This is a genomic window from Lysinibacillus sp. FN11 (assembly GCF_024628845.1).
Taxonomy (GTDB): Bacteria; Bacillota; Bacilli; order Bacillales_A; family Planococcaceae; genus Lysinibacillus; species Lysinibacillus capsici.
Map to the genome: position 1 here is coordinate 605,699 of NZ_CP102383.1, position 18,824 is coordinate 624,522.

17 protein-coding genes are annotated in these 18,824 nt (G+C 37.0%); all 17 read left to right on the top strand.

Features of this window, described 5'->3' with window-relative positions:
* The first annotated feature begins 87 nt into the window (after positions 1–87).
* The 17 genes from NP781_RS02815 (at position 88) to NP781_RS02890 (ending at position 18,822) form a co-directional block, all read left to right on the top strand.
* Positions 88–354: a stage V sporulation protein S gene (locus NP781_RS02815; protein ID WP_004224903.1), complete on the top strand. Its 267-nt coding sequence runs from the start codon at positions 88–90 to the stop codon at positions 352–354.
* Positions 355–617: 263 nt separating this feature from the next.
* Positions 618–2,357, top strand: coding sequence for a 2-oxoacid:acceptor oxidoreductase subunit alpha (locus NP781_RS02820; protein ID WP_221682722.1), 1,740 nt, complete (start codon positions 618–620; stop codon positions 2,355–2,357).
* A complete protein-coding gene (locus tag NP781_RS02825; protein WP_004224896.1) occupies positions 2,357–3,223 on the top strand; it encodes a 2-oxoacid:ferredoxin oxidoreductase subunit beta in 867 nt (288 codons plus the stop codon). The genes NP781_RS02820 and NP781_RS02825 overlap by 1 nt, the downstream gene beginning before the upstream one ends.
* 154 nt (positions 3,224–3,377) lie before the next feature.
* The gene (locus tag NP781_RS02830) at positions 3,378–4,085 is read left to right on the top strand and encodes a lantibiotic protection ABC transporter ATP-binding protein (RefSeq protein ID WP_221682721.1); all 708 of its coding nucleotides are present in this window, start codon (positions 3,378–3,380) and stop codon (positions 4,083–4,085) included.
* Position 4,086: 1 nt separating this feature from the next.
* Positions 4,087–4,815: a lantibiotic immunity ABC transporter MutE/EpiE family permease subunit gene (locus NP781_RS02835; RefSeq protein WP_221682720.1), complete on the top strand. Its 729-nt coding sequence runs from the start codon at positions 4,087–4,089 to the stop codon at positions 4,813–4,815.
* Between the two features lie 3 nt (positions 4,816–4,818).
* Positions 4,819–5,571, top strand: coding sequence for a lantibiotic immunity ABC transporter MutG family permease subunit (locus tag NP781_RS02840; RefSeq protein ID WP_257521326.1), 753 nt, complete (start codon positions 4,819–4,821; stop codon positions 5,569–5,571).
* A gap of 26 nt (positions 5,572–5,597) precedes the next feature.
* Entirely contained in the window at positions 5,598–6,260 is a 663-nt protein-coding gene (locus NP781_RS02845; RefSeq protein WP_221682718.1) for a response regulator transcription factor, read from the top strand.
* A complete protein-coding gene (locus tag NP781_RS02850; protein ID WP_221682717.1) occupies positions 6,248–7,630 on the top strand; it encodes a sensor histidine kinase in 1,383 nt (460 codons plus the stop codon). The genes NP781_RS02845 and NP781_RS02850 overlap by 13 nt, the downstream gene beginning before the upstream one ends.
* A 188-nt stretch (positions 7,631–7,818) precedes the next feature.
* Positions 7,819–8,424, top strand: coding sequence for a TetR/AcrR family transcriptional regulator (locus tag NP781_RS02855; protein ID WP_004224884.1), 606 nt, complete (start codon positions 7,819–7,821; stop codon positions 8,422–8,424).
* A gap of 1,066 nt (positions 8,425–9,490) precedes the next feature.
* A complete protein-coding gene (locus tag NP781_RS02860) occupies positions 9,491–13,309 on the top strand; it encodes an InlB B-repeat-containing protein (protein WP_257521327.1) in 3,819 nt (1,272 codons plus the stop codon).
* Between the two features lie 160 nt (positions 13,310–13,469).
* Positions 13,470–16,403 carry a cadherin-like beta sandwich domain-containing protein gene (locus NP781_RS02865; protein WP_257521328.1) on the top strand — a complete coding sequence of 978 codons (2,934 nt, stop codon included), beginning with the start codon at positions 13,470–13,472 and terminating at the stop codon, positions 16,401–16,403.
* A gap of 75 nt (positions 16,404–16,478) precedes the next feature.
* The gene (locus tag NP781_RS02870; protein WP_221682770.1) at positions 16,479–16,622 is read left to right on the top strand and encodes a hypothetical protein; all 144 of its coding nucleotides are present in this window, start codon (positions 16,479–16,481) and stop codon (positions 16,620–16,622) included.
* Positions 16,576–16,881, top strand: a complete 306-nt coding sequence (locus NP781_RS25590; RefSeq protein WP_373880535.1) for an InlB B-repeat-containing protein — start codon at positions 16,576–16,578, stop codon at positions 16,879–16,881. The genes NP781_RS02870 and NP781_RS25590 overlap by 47 nt, the downstream gene beginning before the upstream one ends.
* Positions 16,790–17,026, top strand: coding sequence for an S-layer homology domain-containing protein (locus tag NP781_RS02875; RefSeq protein ID WP_257521329.1), 237 nt, complete (start codon positions 16,790–16,792; stop codon positions 17,024–17,026). Before NP781_RS25590 ends, NP781_RS02875 begins: the two co-directional genes overlap by 92 nt.
* 96 nt (positions 17,027–17,122) lie before the next feature.
* Positions 17,123–17,272: an S-layer homology domain-containing protein gene (locus NP781_RS02880; RefSeq protein WP_257521330.1), complete on the top strand. Its 150-nt coding sequence runs from the start codon at positions 17,123–17,125 to the stop codon at positions 17,270–17,272.
* A gap of 17 nt (positions 17,273–17,289) precedes the next feature.
* Complete coding sequence (locus NP781_RS02885; RefSeq protein ID WP_255601695.1) at positions 17,290–17,376, top strand: hypothetical protein; 87 nt, start codon at positions 17,290–17,292, stop codon at positions 17,374–17,376.
* Positions 17,377–17,883: 507 nt separating this feature from the next.
* Positions 17,884–18,822 carry an ABC transporter ATP-binding protein gene (locus tag NP781_RS02890; RefSeq protein ID WP_221682715.1) on the top strand — a complete coding sequence of 313 codons (939 nt, stop codon included), beginning with the start codon at positions 17,884–17,886 and terminating at the stop codon, positions 18,820–18,822.
* Positions 18,823–18,824: the final 2 nt, after the last annotated feature.

Below are 18,824 nucleotides of genomic sequence, written 5' to 3' on the forward strand. Positions count from 1 at the left end.
TGTGCTACGGACAATAACTTGAGGTCCAAAAAGGGGGACATGAGTTGTTGAGCGTAAACACTATTCGCGAAACGGGGAGGAATAATTGTGGATTCATTAAAAGTATCATCACGCTCTAATCCAAATTCAGTTGCAGGTGCATTAGTCGCGGTAATCAGAGAAAAAGGGCAGGCAGAAATGCAAGCAGTTGGGGCAGGTGCACTTAACCAAGCCGTGAAAGCAGTGGCCATCGCACGCGGATTTGTAGCGCCAAGTGGCACAGATTTAATTTGCGCGCCGGCGTTTGCCGATATTTTGATTGCTGGAGAAGAACGAACAGCATTAAAGCTGTTAGTGGAAAAACGTATTCGATAAAAAAGTAATGAAGTAAAATGCTCTGTCACATACTATTGTGGCGGAGCATTTTTTCGTTTTCCTGTTTTACATATGATAGATGTCACTTGAAATAGGGGCGTGATTTTGCTTAGATTTGAAAATTACAACTTTATGAACAGGATTTTCAGTCAAAGGTCTGATTTTCGCCTAAATCGTGGAGAAACAATAGTCCAGACGGTTTCTTCGTGTTAAACTTATGAAGGAAAAATAATAGTACACATTGGATTTAAGGAGTTGTTGACATGTTACATCAGCTTTCATGGAAAGTCGGTGGGCAACAGGGTGAAGGGATTGAGAGTACAGGTGAGATTTTCTCAATGGCAATGAATCGTCTAGGTTATTTCCTATACGGTTATCGTCACTTCTCTTCTCGAATTAAAGGTGGCCATACGAATAATAAAATTACAGTTCGTCCAACAGAAGTACGTTCAATTGCGGATGATTTAGATATTTTAGTGGCATTCGATCAAGAAACAATTGATGTCAATTATAAAGAGCTTACAGAAAAGGGTATTATTTTAGCCGATGCAAAATTTGATCCTGTTAAACCAGAGGATTCAAAAGCACCATTATTTGCAGTACCGTTCACAGAAGTAGCAGCAGAGCTTGGTACTTCGTTAATGAAAAACATGGTGGCTATCGGAGCAACTGCATCATTGTTAAATCTAGAAGATGCAGTATTCCAAAATGTTGTCGATGATATTTTTGGTAAAAAGGGCGAAGAAGTCGTTCAAAAAAATATGGAAGCCATTACACGTGGTCGTCAAATTATGAATGAGCTTTTAGTTGATCGTATAGGCGAATGGGAGCTTGCACCTGCGGATGGAAAACGTCGTATGTTTATGATTGGGAACGACGCAATAGCACTTGGCGCAATAGCTGCTGGGACACGCTTTATGGCAGCATACCCAATTACACCTGCTTCTGAAATCATGGAATACTTGATTAAAAAATTACCGAAATTCGGTGGTACGGTAATCCAAACGGAAGATGAGATTGCAGCAGCAACAATGGCTATTGGCGCTAACTTTGGTGGCGTACGTTCCTTTACCGCTTCAGCTGGTCCTGGTCTTTCATTGATGATGGAAGCAATCGGTCTTTCAGGTATGACAGAGCAACCTTTAGTAGTAGTGGATACACAACGTGGAGGCCCTTCAACTGGGTTACCAACTAAGCAAGAACAATCTGACTTGATGGCTATGCTTTACGGTACACATGGAGAAATTCCTAAGGTAGTCATTGCACCTTCTACAATGGAGGAAGCTTTCTTTGATACGATCCAAGCATTTAACATTGCAGAGGAATTACAATTACCAGTAATCTTAATGACAGATCTACAATTATCTTTAGGAAAACAATCTGTAGAGCCATTTGATTATAATAAAATTGAAATTCGTCGCGGTAAAATTGTGATGGATGATCTTGAGGAAGCGGCAGATAAAGCCTACTTCAAGCGCTATGAAGATACAGAAGATGGGATTTCACCTCGTGTATTACCGGGTACATTACATGGTATTCACCACGTTACAGGTGTTGAACATGATGAAACAGGGAAGCCATCTGAGGCAACGGGTAATCGCCAAACTCAAATGGATAAACGCTTCCGTAAATTAGAGAGTTTGAAATTTGATAACCCAGTCTTTGTCAATGCACCACATGAGGAAGCCGATATTTTATTAGTAGGCTTTAACTCAACAAGAGGTGCTATTGAAGAAGTGCAAGAGCGACTGAATGCCCAAGGAATGAAAGTGAATCATGCACATATTCGATTAATTCACCCATTCCCATCTGCAGAAATAGCACCTCTTGTTGCACAAGCGAAAAAGGTGATCGTTGTAGAAAATAACTATACAGGTCAATTAGCTAATATTATGAAGATGAATGTTGGTGGTCACGATAAAATCGTGACAATCACTAAATATAACGGTACACCATTCTTGCCAGGTGAATTAGAAAATCGTGTGAAGGAGTTGACTCGCTAATGGCAACATTTAAGGATTTTCGTAATACAGTGAAACCAAACTGGTGCCCAGGCTGTGGAGACTTCTCAGTACAAGCAGCTATCCAACGTGCTGCTGCAAATGTCGGCATTGAACCAAATGAACTTGCTGTCATTTCAGGAATTGGTTGTTCAGGTCGAATTTCAGGATATATCAATTCTTATGGATTCCATGGTATTCATGGCCGTGCACTTCCGATTGCACAGGGATTGAAAATGGCTAATCGTGATTTACATGTTATCGCTTCTGGTGGTGATGGTGATGGATTTGCTATTGGTATGGGGCATACAATTCATGCCATCCGCCGTAATATTGATATAACTTATATTGTAATGGATAACCAAATTTATGGTTTAACAAAAGGTCAAACATCTCCACGTTCAGCTGCTGGATTTATTACAAAATCTACACCAGGTGGAGCGATTGAGCCATCATTGAAACCATTAGAGGTAGCGTTAACAAGTGGTGCAACATTTGTGGCACAGGGCTTCTCTACAGATATTAAAGAATTAACAGCACTAATTGAAGCTGGTATTAACCATAAAGGTTTCTCATTTATCAATGTCTTTTCACCTTGTGTAACGTATAACAAAGTGAACACATATGATTGGTTTAAAGAAAATTTAACAAAATTAGCAGATGTTGAAGGTTATGATCACTCAGATCGTGGTATGGCAATGCGTACAGTGATGGAACACGAGGGCTTAGTAACAGGCATTATTTATCATGATACTGAAACAACGTCGTATCAAGAAAAAGTACCTGGCTACTCTGAGTTACCATTAACAGATATCGATATCAAAATGAGCGAAAATGATTTTAATGATTTAGTAAAAGAATTTATGTAAATTTGATAGGGTCGAAGCATTTGGAATGAAGTCATTCCAAATGCTTTTTTTATGCTTTAGTAATCGATCGCAAGTAAGTAATTGTTATGGAATCCTTATAAAATCCTTATATTTATTTTTTACACTAAGGTCATCGAAAGGATGATGACTAATTATGAAAGATTTGATGTTGAAAACAAACAATCTGAATAAAGCGTTTAAAGGACAAAACATTGTAGATAATTTATCGTTAGAAATTAAACGTAATTCAGTTTATGGCTTACTTGGACCTAACGGAGCGGGAAAATCTACAACCTTAAAGATGATAACGGGCATGCTACGACCTAATGCTGGAGATATCATTTTTAATGGACATCTATGGTCACGAAAAGATTTGCAGGATATCGGGGTCTTAATTGAAACACCACCCTTGTACGATAATTTAACAGCTAAAGAGAATCTAAAAGTTCGAACGATAGCGTTAGGCATACCACAAAGTCGGATTGACGAAGTATTGGAGATTGTAGATTTAACGAATACGGGGAAAAAACGAGCAGGTCAGTTTTCTTTAGGGATGAAGCAACGATTAGGTATAGCAATTGCGCTGTTAAACAAACCGAAACTGTTAATTTTAGATGAGCCGACAAATGGTTTGGATCCAATCGGTATACAAGAGCTTCGTAAGCTCATTCGCTCCTTTCCAGAACAAGGTATCACTGTTATATTGTCTAGTCATATTTTGCCTGAGGTAGAACAAGTCGTGGATGATATTGGCATTATTGCTGGTGGCAAGCTTGGCTATCAGGGACCAGCTCCACAAGGTCATGAATTAGAGTCACTCTTCATGCAGGTTGTCACTGCCAACAGAAAGGCAGGTCATTAGTATGTTAGCCATCATGAAAGCAGAACAATTAAAATGGAAGCGAACTTTTATTCCCAAACTACTTTGGCTTACGCCACTTATAACCTTACTTATAGGCGCTGTACTTATGGGAGGGGAGTATTTTCAAACAGGAGCTTATAACTGGTGGTATACGATGCTTCTGCCAGGTGCACTGACGATTTGCTGTGCCTTAGTGATCGAAAAAGATAAGAAGTTGAAATACCATAGTATACTTGCACTACCACTTGGCCTCAAAAAGGTTTGGTTGGGAAAAATACTTTCATCAGGTGTATGGCTTTTCATTATCACTAGTATGTTCTTTGGAGGAATTACAGTAGGGGGCTGGCTATTTGGTCATAGCTTACCAATAACAAGCAGCTTATTAAGTTCTCTAGTTATTTTCGTAACGTTTTTGTGGCAAATTCCCTTATGTCTTTTTCTGGCAGCTAAATTAGGAACCTATTTGGCTATTTTGCTCAATGTAGTTGCCAATATCGTAGGGATTGTAGTATTTGCTGATGGAGAGCTATGGTATTGCTATCCTTTTGCAATTGGTGCACGTCTATTATGCTCAACTCTCGGTATATTACCAAATGGTCTACCAGTACCTGAGGGTAGTTCTTTACTCAATAACGATGTTATATTTCCTGGATTATTGATAACGATCACTTGGTTTATCATAATCACTTCACTCACGACAAAGTGGTTTCAAAAAAGGGAGGCCAAATAGCAAATGGACATGTTACGATTATTGAGAGCGGAAAGTCTTAAAACAAGACGAACTCCATTACTACTTACACATCTACTTGTCCCCATTGCTATTTCTGGATTGTTTTTAGCTTACTATTCCTATTCACCATGGGATTTTCACGGAAAAGTAACTGCCTATTTTCAAGGCCTAGCGTGTGGACTACCTATGATTATAGGATTAGTATGTGCAATGGCATCCGATCAGGAGGCGAAGGCAGGTCATTATCAAAGCATGCTAGTCTCAACAAAAATAAAAATAAAGGCATACTTGAGTAAGCTTATATTATTATTGATGTATAGCTTTGGAGCCATCTTTATGTCTGTAGCTATTTTTAGTATGGGCTTTAGAGAATTATTACATGAAGTAGATTTTGACTATTTATTTTATAGTGTTGCTGCCTGTATTTTATTCAGCAGTCATATTATTTTTTATATTTTACATTTATTTGTAAGCTTCCAATTTGGAAAAGGTGCTTCGATTGGTTTAGGCATTGTGGAAGCCCTGCTGGTCGCTTTGTTGCTTACTGGTTTAGGTGATGCTATTTGGCCCTTTTTACCGTATGGATGGAGCGGTCACTTTGTTTCTTTATGGATTTTAACTTCGGCGGGCACAAATTTAATATGGCTCGAAGGAAGTATCCAAACTAGTATAATATGGTGCTTAGGTGGAAGCATACTAGCTTTTGCATTATCTTGCCTATGGTTTTGGAGATGGGAAGGTAGAGCAGCTGAATAGTAGGAATGGATGGTTGAGGATAAATTATGGCAAATATATTAGTAGTTGATGATGAAATTGATATTTTAATGCTGGTTAAAAATGCACTACATAAAGATAATCATTTAGTAAATATTGTGTTTAATTCGACAGAGGTAGAGAAGATGGATCTAGGCTTTTTTGATCTAATCTTACTTGATGTGATGATGCCTGCTATTGATGGCTATACGCTATGTAGGCAAATTCGCCATGCTGTAGATTGTCCGATTCTTTTTCTTACCGCTAAAACCTTAGAGGAAGATATTATGTTTGGTCTTGGCTTAGGTGCAGATGACTATTTAATCAAACCTTTTAGTATTGGGGAACTACGGGCAAGGGTAAATGCTCATATTCGACGTGAAAATAGAGAGAAACGGAATGTTCTTTATCATGGTAAAGTTCATTTTAATCTTTCTGGTAAAGAACTATTTGTTCAAAATGAGAGGATTCCGTTAACCAAAAGTGAGTATGAAATATGTGAATTTTTAGCACGTCATCGCGGGCAAGTTTTTTCTAAAGATCAAATATACGAAACGATTTTTGGGTTTGATGGCAAAAGTGACAGTACAGCGATAACAGAGCATATTAAAAATATTCGTTCAAAGCTGCATGCATTTGATATAGAAGTCATTGATACGGTTTGGGGGATTGGCTATAAGTGGAAACCGTAAAACCGAGGAAAGGAACACGTCTGCATACATTTTTTCTGAGATATTTATTTTTTCTTTGCATTGGCATCATTCTTTTAGTGGCACTATTAATAGGTCTATTTATGTTTGCCTTTTCAGCTAGTATTATTTTACCTGCAAATTATGCAGAGACACAAATCACGTTAGCAAAAGATCGAATTGCTACAAGCAGCTCGGTAACGGATGAGATGATCCCTGATCTTGTAGAATATGCAGTGGTTTCAAATCAGGGAGAGTTTATTTCAGGCAATTTAACAAAAGAAGAGGCTTCCTATGCATGGCAGTTAAAACAAAAGGGAGAGAAGCAAGGAAGTTCTCAATTTTATGCATTTATTGAGCGCGAACAAGAAATATGTATTTTACGCTATAGTTTAGTACCTGAGTATCGCTCTGCCATCATAAGAAATTATTTACCTAATCCGCAATTAACGGTTTTATTAGTTTTTATTATTGGAGTTGTTGTACAAGCAGCGGTACTTGCTGTTCATTTTGGCAGAAGACTAAAACAAAAAATGATGGGCTTACAAGAAGCTATTGAAAAAATACAACATCAAAATTTGGCATTTCATTTACAACCGTCTGGAATCCAAGAAATTGATGATATTGCTCTTTCCTTCGAACAAATGAAGGAAGCATTAAATACTTCTTTGACACAGCAATGGCGGGCAGAAAGATTGCGCAGAGAACAAATATCAGCACTGGCACATGACCTGAAAACACCATTGACGATTATTCGGGGAAATGCCGAACTTTTATTGGACACCGCCCAAGATGAAATGCAAAAAGAATTTAACCATTATATATTAAAAAATACGGTTGAAATTGAAAAATTCACAAAGCAATTAATGGATCTTTCGAATGTGGAGCAAGGTATTGTCACCTCAAAATCAAATGTCGCCATGCATTCTTTTATTCAACAGGTTGAACAACAAATGAAAGCTCTTGCTTTAGAAAAAAATCTTGAAGTTACTGTAGAAATGGTCAGGCTACCTACTTCCATTATGATAGAGGAAGAGCTTTTTTATCGGGCTCTATTAAATGTGATTGTCAATGCGGTTGAGCACACACCAAATAACGGGAAAGTCACTTTATCTATTGAAGGAAAGGTGAATGTTATTCATTTTACTGTGAAAGATAGTGGTACAGGTTTTTCAGCAAAAGATTTAAAAGAGGCTACCAAACAATTTTATCGTGGAGACCCAAGTAGAAATACAACAGATCATCATGGTATGGGTCTTTATATTGCAGAGTCAGTTATTAAAAAGCATGATGGGGTAATAACACTCGCTAATGATTCGATAACGGGTGGAGGAAAAGTGACAGTCACTATTCCTGTTATGAGGATGGAGTAACAGTTTATTTTTTCCAATTTACTGCGGGTAGAAATCAAAGTCATTGCTCTAATGAAGTCCTTCATGTTACCCTAGTAATAAATTTAGTCCTTTTTATTGGAAGTAAGGTTTTACAACTAACTATCCTTATAAAGGGCTTTTTTTATAGAAAAAAGTTTTAAGGGTACTTAAATGGAGGAGTTTTTTTTATGGCAGAAAGAGGTAGACCAAAAGGCGCAAGTGGAGAAGAAAGTCGCGCATTATTACTTGAAATTGCAGCGAAAGAGTTTGCGCAGCATGGATATCATGAAACGAAGGTGAGTACGATAGTAAAAAGTGCATCATTAAGTCAGCCTACTTTTTACCTGTATTTTAAAAATAAAGAGTCCATTTTTGAAGAATTAGAGAATCTTTTTCGTTTACGAATGATGGATTTAGCCAAAAAAAGCCGCTTACAGCCTGCATTAGAGCAAGCAACAGTAAAATCACGTATTATCCATAATGTTAAGGAATTATTAGCGTTTTTTGCTAAAAACCCAAATTTAACAAGAATTGGATTATATTTATCGACAAAGGCTGATGAAATAAAGGCACAAATAGTCAAGCAAATTAAAGAGAATCTGGATTATGAAGTAGATGCTGGCTATTTTCGGAAAGATTTAGATACACATATAGTTGCAGAGAGCTTAATAGGTATTATTGAGCGATTAACATTTGTTCAATTACTGCCAAAGCAAAAAAAGCCAGAAGAGATAGCCACTGATATTGTGAATTTATTAATAGATGGTATGCTGGATAGGGGAAGTCATGACTAATAATCAACCACTTCATAATTTTAAAAAAAGAAAATACTGATTTTTTCTTTTTTTAAAGTTGAATATTACTTTTGAGTAATATAATATTAGAAATAGGTAGTGATTACCATTAGTATTTCAAATGGTTCACTCAATTAAAGAAGAAAAGAGGAGGTGAATGTAATGATGTATCCACCAATGCCATATGTAGGAGATAAAGGTGGCCGTATTACTGTTAAGTAATTATTACTTAAGGGTCTGGCTTATTTAGTCAGACCTTAATCTTTTAAAATTTTAAAAGGAAAGACTGCTTAATATGCTTGAACAGAGTATAAGTTAGAAAATGTAACTTTCTACTACAGAAAAGAAGGTATAGAGCAATTGATTGGTCAATTAGCAACTGCAGATGGATTAGTGAAATTTCAGGGGACAAGAAGATTCAGAAATACAAAGGTATCATTCATCTATGCGGGGTGTTTTTGGAAAGATTTAGTTACACATATGGGTTTCAGAGTGTTTTAGCGAATTGATTGAATGATTAGCATTCATTCAATTGTTGCCAAAGTAAAAAAGCCAAGAGATAGATAATTTAACTTTAGTAATAGAAGAGATATTTACTAGAGAAAATAGAGGAAATATAACTATATAAAAGAAAATGATTTTTCTTTTTTTAAGTTGAATATTACTTTTGAGTAATATAAATTACTTATTGTTATTTTATATCAAGATGTAGAAAAAAGGATCTATGAGTACCAAAATAACATCTCTGTTAACGTTCATCCAGATTTTTTAGGATTAAATCAAACCTTCTAAGCTACTGTAAAAATCGATGGGGCTTTAAATAGACTTAGTGAATGAGTGACACCATTAAGAAGGGAGATTGTACAGGGGATTGATGTTTAATGTGTAAAATTAAACCAAAATAGTCGCAATTTGCTTTTATAGCAATTTGAAATTTTTAAATAATATAATTATCGTATATGTTTGTTATTCGCATATGCATTAGAACATGATTGATGTAAGAGAGTGCTCCTATTCTTTTTCAATCAAATGGTAGAAGTAAAATGTATAGAAAGAGGAGAATGCTATGAGAAAATGGCAGCAGGCAGTATCGGTATTTGTCATCTATTTGTTAATGGCACAGATTGTAGTTGGTAGTTTCCCAGTGTATGCTGAAACGAATGATCATGAACAGCCCATACTAACTGTCACACTCACAACAGATGGAGAGCCTTATATAGATGGTGACATTGCTTCAAGTCCTGTTACTATTCAAGCGACAACAACTACAGTCGATAGTGCTAGTCTACAGGTAGAGACTTCTAACGACAAAGGAAATACATGGACAGTATTCAATACTTTAACGCCACTTGTTTTAACAGATGCAGGGGACTATCATATTTGGTTTAGAATCATTGGGCAATCCTCCATTAGTAAGCATGTAATTCGCATCGCAGAACAAAAGCCATCGTTATTGTCAGCAGGTAACTCTATTATTTATGTGGACGCAACTGCTACTGTTGGGAATAATGATGGTACAAGTTGGGACAATGCATTTCAAGATTTACAATCCGCTTTACATAGCGCACAAAGTGGACAGCAAATTTGGATTGCCCAAGGAACATACACACCAACTAGAAAAATGGATGTAAATGATTCACGCAGTGTAGCATTCCGAATGAGAAATGGTGTGGAAATTTATGGCGGTTTTAAAGGTGATGAAGAAACATTAGCGCAGCGAGATTTTAACACATACAAAACTATACTAAGTGGAGCACTTCCTAGTGGAGAAAATGCCTATCATGTATTTTATCATCGATATGACCCTGATGTAAGTGTATTAAATGAAACAGCCATTCTCGATGGTGTCACCATTACGGGAGGTCTTGCTAATAAGGGGACGCATATGTATGGTGGTGGGATGTACAATAGCGATGGCAATAACCCACTCTTAAGAAATGTCCTATTTACCGGGAATAAGGCACAGGGAGATGGTGGAGGCTATGGAGGGGCTATGTATAATACTAGAGGGAGTAACCCGATTTTAACAAATGTTCTATTTAGCGGAAATGAAGCGTACCTAGGTGGCGCTATCTACAATGCTAGTAGTAGTCCAAGATTAAGTGGTGTCAAATTTGATGGAAATAAAGCGACTGGCTATGGAGGCGCTATCTATAATGGTGGTAGCAGTAGTCCGACTTTAACAAATATAACATTTACTAGCAATGAAGCAGTATACGGAGGTGGTATATATAACGGTAACGTGAGTAATCCTATCTTAACGGAAGTTGAATTTAATAGAAATAAGGCAACTCAACATGGTGGTGGCATGTACAATTATGCCAGTAATCCAACTTTAACAAACGTAACCTTTAATGAAAATGAAGCTACTTTTTATGGAGGTGCTCTATACAATGATGCTAGCAGTCCCAACTTAATGGAGGTAACATTTAGTGGGAATAAGGCGGAGTATGGAGGAGGGATGTTTAATACTGGTAGCAATAGTAGTCCACTATTGAAAAATGTGCTATTCAATAAAAATCAGGCAAGTCAGTTAGGTGGAGGGATGTTTAATACGAACTATAGTATCCCAAGCTTAACCGATGTGACGTTTGATCAAAACAATGCAATCAATGGGGGCGGTATGCACAATACCAATAGTAACCCGATGATGACAACTGTTACATTTCGTGAAAATAAGGCAGGTTATGGTGGAGGGGCTATGTCTAATGATGGTGTCAGTAATCCAATTTTAACGAATATGATATTCATTGGAAATGAAGCGTATATTGGGGGCGGTATGTTCAATGATGGCAGTAGCAGCCCCAACTTAAGAAATACGTTATTTACTGGCAACAAGGCAGATTTTGATGGTGCTACTATAAGTACTGACTCTCCAACTAGTAATATCATCTTAACGAATGTGACCATCAGTGGCGATGTTCCGAAATATGGAGTGGGTGCTATTTCTGGAGGTGGCTCAGCTAGTAAAATTCAAAATAGTATTATTATCGGAAATAACAAGAAAATTGCCTTTTATAATTATAAAGGTAAAGTTGAAAATAGTTTGCTCGATGTGGAAGTAGGAAAGAACATAAGAGGGAAACTATTTGATACGACTGGGACGGCTGTTGATACGCCCACTTATCTGCCAACAGATGTGTTTATGGATTCAAGCAAGAAAGATTATCGCTTAAAAGCAGATTCTCCAGCATTAGATCAAGGGAATGCTAGTTATCCTGAACTAGCAGATATAACGACAGACCTTGCTGGGAAAAAACGTGTGCAAGGATCGGCGATTGATTTAGGGGCGTATGAAGTGCCAAATAATTATTATAACATTATCTACGATGCAAATGGAGCAACGGGAGGCAGTGTGCCACAAGATGATGGGAAATATGAAGAAAATGCCCTTGTGACAGTGAAGGTTAATAGCGATAATCTTGTGAAAACAGGCTATACCTTTAAAGGCTGGAATACACAGGCAGATGGTAAAGGCACAGCATATGCAGTGGATGATACCTTCCCAATGGGTACAGAAAATATTATATTGTATGCGGAGTGGGTAGCTAACCAAACATATACAGTCAAATATGATGCAAATGGCGCAACAAGTGGTATAGTGCCACAGAATAGTCCATTATATGAGGAAAATGAAAAAGTAATGGTACAAGGAAATAGTGGAAATCTAGTAAGAACTGGCTACACATTCAAAGGCTGGAATACACAAGCAGATGGTAAGGGAATATCCTATGCCGAAAATGCAACCTTTCAAATGGGAAAAGCCGATGTCATCTTGTATGCCCAGTGGACAGCGAACCCAACTTATACAGTCATATATAATGCAAATGGTGCAACAAGTGGGACAGTGCCAAAGGATAGTACATTATATGAAGAAAATGAAACAGTAATGGTACAAGGAAATAGTGGCAATCTAGTAAGAACAGGCTATACTTTTGCGGGCTGGAATACAGTACAGGATGGTAAGGGAATAGCCTATATAGCAAATACGCCTTTAATAATAGGTGAGGCAGATATAATTTTGTATGCTCAATGGATAGCGAATTCTTCAACACCTGATGGAGGTAGTGCCAATGGTCCTTCAATGCCGGATGGAGGTAGTGCTTCTCATCCATCAACGTCTATTCAAATATCCTTCGAGACAAATGGTGGCCTATCTTTAGAGGACATGGAGATTACCTATAATACAAGAGTCAGCGATTTACCTGTACCAACAAAGGAAGGTTTTCGTTTTGACGGTTGGTATATAGATAAAGCGCTAACGATACAATGGGCTGAAGATACGCTTATGAGGGAGAATTTAACGCTCTATGCAAAATGGATAAAATTGACAGTTGAAGAACAGAAAGAACCACAGCAAAAGCCTTCCGTGATGACTTTCCAAGATATCGAAAACCATTGGGCACAGGATATGATTGAGGCATTAGCAACGCAGGGCATTATTAAAGGATATGAAGATGGTACTTTCCGACCGAATGAATCAATTAGCCGCCAGCATGTTGCCTCATTATTCACACGTGCTTTTGAATTCGAGGTGATCCGCCCAACAGCAGCCTTTTCGGATGTAGCACCAAATCATATGTACTATGATGCGATTATGACCTTACAGCAGGCAGGCATTATTGATGGAGCGGATGGAGCATTTCGTCCAACAGACAATATCACACGGGCACAATTAGCTAAAATTTTAGCAAATACACTACAGCTGAAATCAGAAGGTAAGAGTTCTTTTAAGGATGTAGATAGCAATCATTGGAGTGTTGGCTATATTGCGGCATTAGAGCGAGCAGAGATTACATTAGGGGTTAATGGCAAGTTCCACCCTGAAGCTTCTGTGACAAGAGCACAATTGGCGGTCTTTTTATACCGTGCAATGCAGCAATAAAAATGATTTTTTAGGCGTGAGGCTATCTAACAACTTCACGCCATTATACTATGATAGAGTAATATTTTTGTTAAATATTACTTTTCGATAATATAAAGTAGTGAATAGATAGTGAGGATATTTCTGATGAATCACTAAATAAAGAAGAAGGAGGGATTAGATGCAACAACCATTAAAAAAGGGGAAGCTATTGTTAGTCACTAGTGTTGTTATTATTTTATGTAGTTTAGGATTTTTACCAAATGCAGCAAAGGCAGCAGAAATTACAGTTAATGGAGAGGTTATATCCTATATCCAGTACCTAGAAGGAGATTCTGCAGGGATTCTTCATATATATAGTGGAGATTATTTAACAAAAAATTTTACCGATAGAGATAGTTTACCGACAGATGCGAAATGGATAACATTTTTTCCAATTACTTTGCCATTAGATAATGGTATAGAATACATGTTTAGTCGTGATGGAAAATCTGTAGAAAAGCAGTATGTTCACAATTGGACTGATATTCCTTCTGATGTTAAGTGGATAACAGTAAGTAATTTTGATGGTGATATTGGGAATGGTAAAAACCCAATAACGAATCAAAAATACCGCTATAGTGTAGATGGTGTAAATGTTGTGGAAAGTGCTACCGTTCCTGCTAATGCTTTATGGGCTAATTTAAGCTACTATGAAACCATTTCTAATGGAACACATAAACGTTTAAGGTATGAAAAAGTGAATTACACATTAAAATTAAATCCAACTCCGCCAGTGATCAATTTAACAAAATCCCCTACAGGATGGACAAATGGTGATGTTACAGTTACTGCAAATATTAGTAGTGAAAGTGATTTGAAGATTCAAAAGTGGGATTATGGCATTCAAAATGAATCATATTTTAATACAGCTGGAAACTCATTAGTAGGTTCTTCTGTTAGTGTAGATCAAAATCGAACGATTACTTGGTATGCAAGGGATATTTTATTAAATTCAACTGTTCAAACGATTACTATTGATAATATCGATAAAGATGCACCAATCATTACAAGTGGCAATATGACCATAATTACCAATCAGAAATTAGAAGTTCCAATTACCATTACTGATAGTAAAAGTGGAGTGAAAACGAAGAAATGGGCATTTGGAAATCAGAATGAATCTTATTTTTTGACTGGAGGAAATACGTTCACTGAGAATAAAATTGTTGTGGATAATTTTGGGACATATACATTGTTTGCGGAAGATCATGCAGGAAATAAGTCAATCTCCACCGTGCATTTATATTCAGCGGATTTAGAGGGTTTACATTTAAATGAAGGAACGCTTTCCCCACAATTTTCTAAAGAAATACTTTCTTATGATGTCAATGTAATGAACACGGTTTCAACCATTACAGTCATACCAAATGCTATAGATTCAACTGCAACAGTTAAGGTTAATGGGAATCTAGTCAGTAGTGGTGCAACATCAGCTACAATTCCCCTTAATGTTGGAAGTAATACAATATTAATAGAAGTAACAGCTTTAAATAGCACAAAAAAGACATACCAAGTGAAAGTAACGAGGGCGCTATCAAGTAATGCTAATCTAATTAGTCTTACTTTAAGCTCAGGAATACTATCTCCTGAAATTAGCTCAGGAGATAGCAATTATACAGCAAGCGTAGAGAATGCCATTACTAGTTTAACAATAACACCAACAACAGCAGATGCTACAGCTAAAATAAAGGTGAACGGGCATGCCGTTAACAGTGGTACAGCATCAAATTCGATACCACTGAATGTAGGAGTGAATACAGTAACAATAGAAGTAACAGCAGAAGATGATACAACGCAGAGGACCTATACAATAACGATAACGAGATTCCCATCGAGTAATGCTAACCTGAGTGATCTCACTCTAAGCACGGGGTCATACCTTCCTGTATTTAATGGGGGAGATTTCACCTATACAGCAAGCGTAGAGAATGCTATTACTAGTTTAACAGTAACACCAACAGCAGCAGATGCTACAGCTAAAATAAAGGTGAACGGGCATGCCGTGAGCAGTGGCACAGCATCAAATCCGATTCCGCTGAATGTAGGACAGAATACGGTAACAATAGAAGTAACAGCAGAAGATAAAACAACGCAGACCTATACAGTAACGGTAACGAGATTCCCATCGAGTAACGCAAATTTAAAAAGTCTAACGTTGAATTATGGAATTTTGAAGCCATCATTTGATTCTCAAAGAGAAAAATATTCAGTTAATGTTGATGTAAATGTGAATAGTATAGATTTAACACCAATACTCGATGACAATGATGCAACGCTGATGATTAATGGATTACCAAGCAGCAGTGGAAAGAAAATGACAGTGTCACTAAACTTCGGGGCAAATACTATTATACTAGAAATAACAGCACCAGACGGGGTTACGAAAAAGAAATACAAAGTTGAAATATATCGTGAGCAGCTACCAGCACCCGTAGATTCACTACAAATTCCAGGAAACTCAGCGCCTGTAGAGCCAGCAGCACCAGCACCAGCACCAATAGAGCTTCCTCAGCTGGTACCTACTGATCCTAAGCAACCGCAAGAGCCCATTACAGATATTATCTTTTCAGACGTGCCCGTGCATCATTGGGCTTACACAATGATTGGTGATTTTGCTAAACGTGGATATATTACAGGGTATGCGGATGGTACTTTTAAACCAAATGATCCGATTTCTCGTCAGCATGTTGCGTTAATATTTTCCCGTATTTTTAAACTAAATCCAATACAGGAAGCACAAACATTTAAGGATATTCCACTAAATCATCGGTATTATGAAACCATCAAGTTGGTGCAACAAGCTGGTCTGTATCAAGGTATTAACGGATACTTTAAGCCAAATGAAAATATGACACGTGCTCAAATAGCGAAAGTATTAGCTATAGCATTAAACTTATCACCAACGAGCACACATACATTTAAAGATATTCCATCAACACATTGGGCACATGACTATATTATCGCTCTGGCGGCAAATGATATTGCGTTAGGGGATAGCGGTTACTTTAAACCAGAATCTTCAGTAACACGTGCCCAATTTGTAGCATTTTTATACAGAGCCTTACAACAATAATCAAATCTCCATCATGGTTCATATTTGTATAATTTTGTTAATCAACATGTGTGATTCTGGGATAAAGGGGATGTTATGAGAAGAACATGGCAACAAGTGGTTTCGTTATTTGTCATCTTGTTGTTACTTATACAACCTGTGTTTGGTAATGTGACCGTATTTGCAAATATAAGTGAGACACTTCATTTTACAATTACAACAGAATCCATCATCAGGTGACAATACCACATCCCCAAACGATAATAACTACTCTTCATTATCAACTGTAAAAATCATTTTTCATACAAATGGTGGTACAATACTTCCGCCACTAGAGATTGCTTATAATACAAGAATAAGTGATTTACCTTTACCTACCAAATATGGATTCGCTTTGGAGGCTGGTAATGAGGATGCAGCATGTAAAATTAAGTGGGATGAAGATACAGTTATTCGAGTTTGCCAGTGTACGACCGCAAGCACTGATAAGGTTCGATGATATGGATAGCCATTGGGCAAAAGAGATAGTTGAGGAACTAGCGACACTAGAGATTATCCAAGGTTATGAAGATGGCACTTTCCGTCCGAATGAACCAATTAGTCGAATGCATGTAGCAGTATTATTTGCACGCGCTTCGAGTTGAATCAATTGCTCAGCAAAAGTCTTTTCTGATATAGCACCAAATCATATCTACCATGAAGAGATCAACACGCTACAGCAAGGGGGAATTATTGATGGGATGGGTGACACATTCCGACCATTAGAAGCTATTACACGTGCACAAGTAGCAAAAATTTTAGCAAAAACATTACAACTAACTTCTAAGGGTACAAGTCCATTTAGTGATGTTTCTAGTAATCATTGGAGCCGGGTTATATTGCAGCACTAGAACAGGCTGGGATTGCATTGGGGAGTAATAGTGAATTTTATCCCGAAACGCCAGTAACACGTGCCGAGCAAGCGACCTTATTATACAGGGCACTCCAATTTTAACTATCTTTTGTGTAATCTAACAGCTTCACATCGTTATGAACACAGTAAAGTCGAATATTACTTTAAGTAATATAGATTAGCGGTGAATAGATATTTTTATAATAACATTTGAAAGCTCATTAATTTAAAGAAGAAAAGTAATGGATATTACGTATAGCAACAAAGGGTAAAAATATTTTCTTTTTGTAAATAGTCCAATAGATAGAAGAAATTATAAGTTAAATTAGTCTATTATTAGAAGTAAGAAAAAACTGATTTTTCTATTTTTCTAGTTGTATATTACTTTAAAGTAATATAGAATCAAAAATAAGTAGTGATTATCATTAGCTTATCTGATGGTTGTTCACTCAATAGAGAAAAGAAAGTGAGGTGAAAAGTAATGATGTTTCCTCCAATGAGTTTCCCAAAAGGCGATACAAAGCCATTCGGTAAATAATTATTACCTCAAGGTCTGACTTTTTAGTCAGACCTCATCTTTTGAAATTTAAACTGGGAAGGCTGTTTACCATGCTTGAACCAATATATGAATTAGAAAATGTAACTTTCTACTATAAAAAAGGTAAATTTAAAGCAAATAATGGCATTTCATTGACTATATATAAAGGTGAAATAATTGGGTTATTAGGCCCGAATGGTGCAGGAAAAACGACATTGATAAAGCAAATGATAGGACAGCTAGCACCAACAGAGGGATCCGTGAAATTTCATCAACAAGAAGTATCTAAGAATCCGAAGTATGTATTGAAACAGACTGCTTATTATTCACAGGAGACTTTTGCTTTATCATTTTTAAAAACATGGGAAGCCATTTATTTTACGGGTAGATTAAAGGGACTTTCCAAAAAAGAGTCGAAGCAACAGACAGATAATATTTTGCTGAGGTTAGACATGGAAGCTTATCGAGATAAGCTATTGTCAAAGCTTTCAGGTGGTCAAAGAAGACTCATTAGTTTAGGAGCAACTTTGATTGGTCAGGCATCCGTTATGATATTGGATGAGCCTACAAATGAGCTGGATCCATTAAAACGGAAATTAGTATGGGACATCATTCGTGAGCTTAACCAAAAGGGTACAACGATTATTTTAGTCACTCACAATATTCTGGAAGCTGAAAAAGTTGTTCATCGTGTAGCTGTTATAGATAACGGAAAGCTTTTAGCCATTGACCATGTCGAAAAGCTGAAGAGAAAAGTAGACCAAAGAATGCGTTTAGAAATTTATGCACAGGAGGCCTCTATTCACAATATCAAAGACAGACTGAAAGATTTTGGACAAGCAGAATTAGTAGAGGATACAAAACTCACGATGTTAATCGAGAAAAATATGGTTCGTACTATTGTTGAAATAATACAGGATGAGACATTGAACATTAACCAATACTCTCTGTTTCCACCAAGTCTAGAAGATGTCTATTCACTACTTCAAGAACAGCAAAGGAGTGAATAGTT

What these genes read in the sequence shown, in the direction of transcription:
- NP781_RS02820 (WP_221682722.1), top strand. Translation starts at nt 618, where the DNA reads ATGTTACATCAGCTTTCATGGAAAGTCGGTGGGCAACAGGGTGAAGGG.
- NP781_RS02825 (WP_004224896.1), top strand. Translation starts at nt 2,357, where the DNA reads ATGGCAACATTTAAGGATTTTCGTAATACAGTGAAACCAAACTGGTGC.
- NP781_RS02830 (WP_221682721.1), top strand. Translation starts at nt 3,378, where the DNA reads ATGAAAGATTTGATGTTGAAAACAAACAATCTGAATAAAGCGTTTAAA.
- NP781_RS02835 (WP_221682720.1), top strand. Translation starts at nt 4,087, where the DNA reads ATGTTAGCCATCATGAAAGCAGAACAATTAAAATGGAAGCGAACTTTT.
- NP781_RS02840 (WP_257521326.1), top strand. Translation starts at nt 4,819, where the DNA reads ATGGACATGTTACGATTATTGAGAGCGGAAAGTCTTAAAACAAGACGA.
- NP781_RS02845 (WP_221682718.1), top strand. Translation starts at nt 5,598, where the DNA reads ATGGCAAATATATTAGTAGTTGATGATGAAATTGATATTTTAATGCTG.
- NP781_RS02855 (WP_004224884.1), top strand. Translation starts at nt 7,819, where the DNA reads ATGGCAGAAAGAGGTAGACCAAAAGGCGCAAGTGGAGAAGAAAGTCGC.
- NP781_RS02860 (WP_257521327.1), top strand. Translation starts at nt 9,491, where the DNA reads ATGAGAAAATGGCAGCAGGCAGTATCGGTATTTGTCATCTATTTGTTA.
- NP781_RS02865 (WP_257521328.1), top strand. Translation starts at nt 13,470, where the DNA reads ATGCAACAACCATTAAAAAAGGGGAAGCTATTGTTAGTCACTAGTGTT.
- NP781_RS02870 (WP_221682770.1), top strand. Translation starts at nt 16,479, where the DNA reads ATGAGAAGAACATGGCAACAAGTGGTTTCGTTATTTGTCATCTTGTTG.
- NP781_RS02875 (WP_257521329.1), top strand. Translation starts at nt 16,790, where the DNA reads ATGAGGATGCAGCATGTAAAATTAAGTGGGATGAAGATACAGTTATTC.
- NP781_RS02880 (WP_257521330.1), top strand. Translation starts at nt 17,123, where the DNA reads ATGGGTGACACATTCCGACCATTAGAAGCTATTACACGTGCACAAGTA.
- NP781_RS02890 (WP_221682715.1), top strand. Translation starts at nt 17,884, where the DNA reads ATGCTTGAACCAATATATGAATTAGAAAATGTAACTTTCTACTATAAA.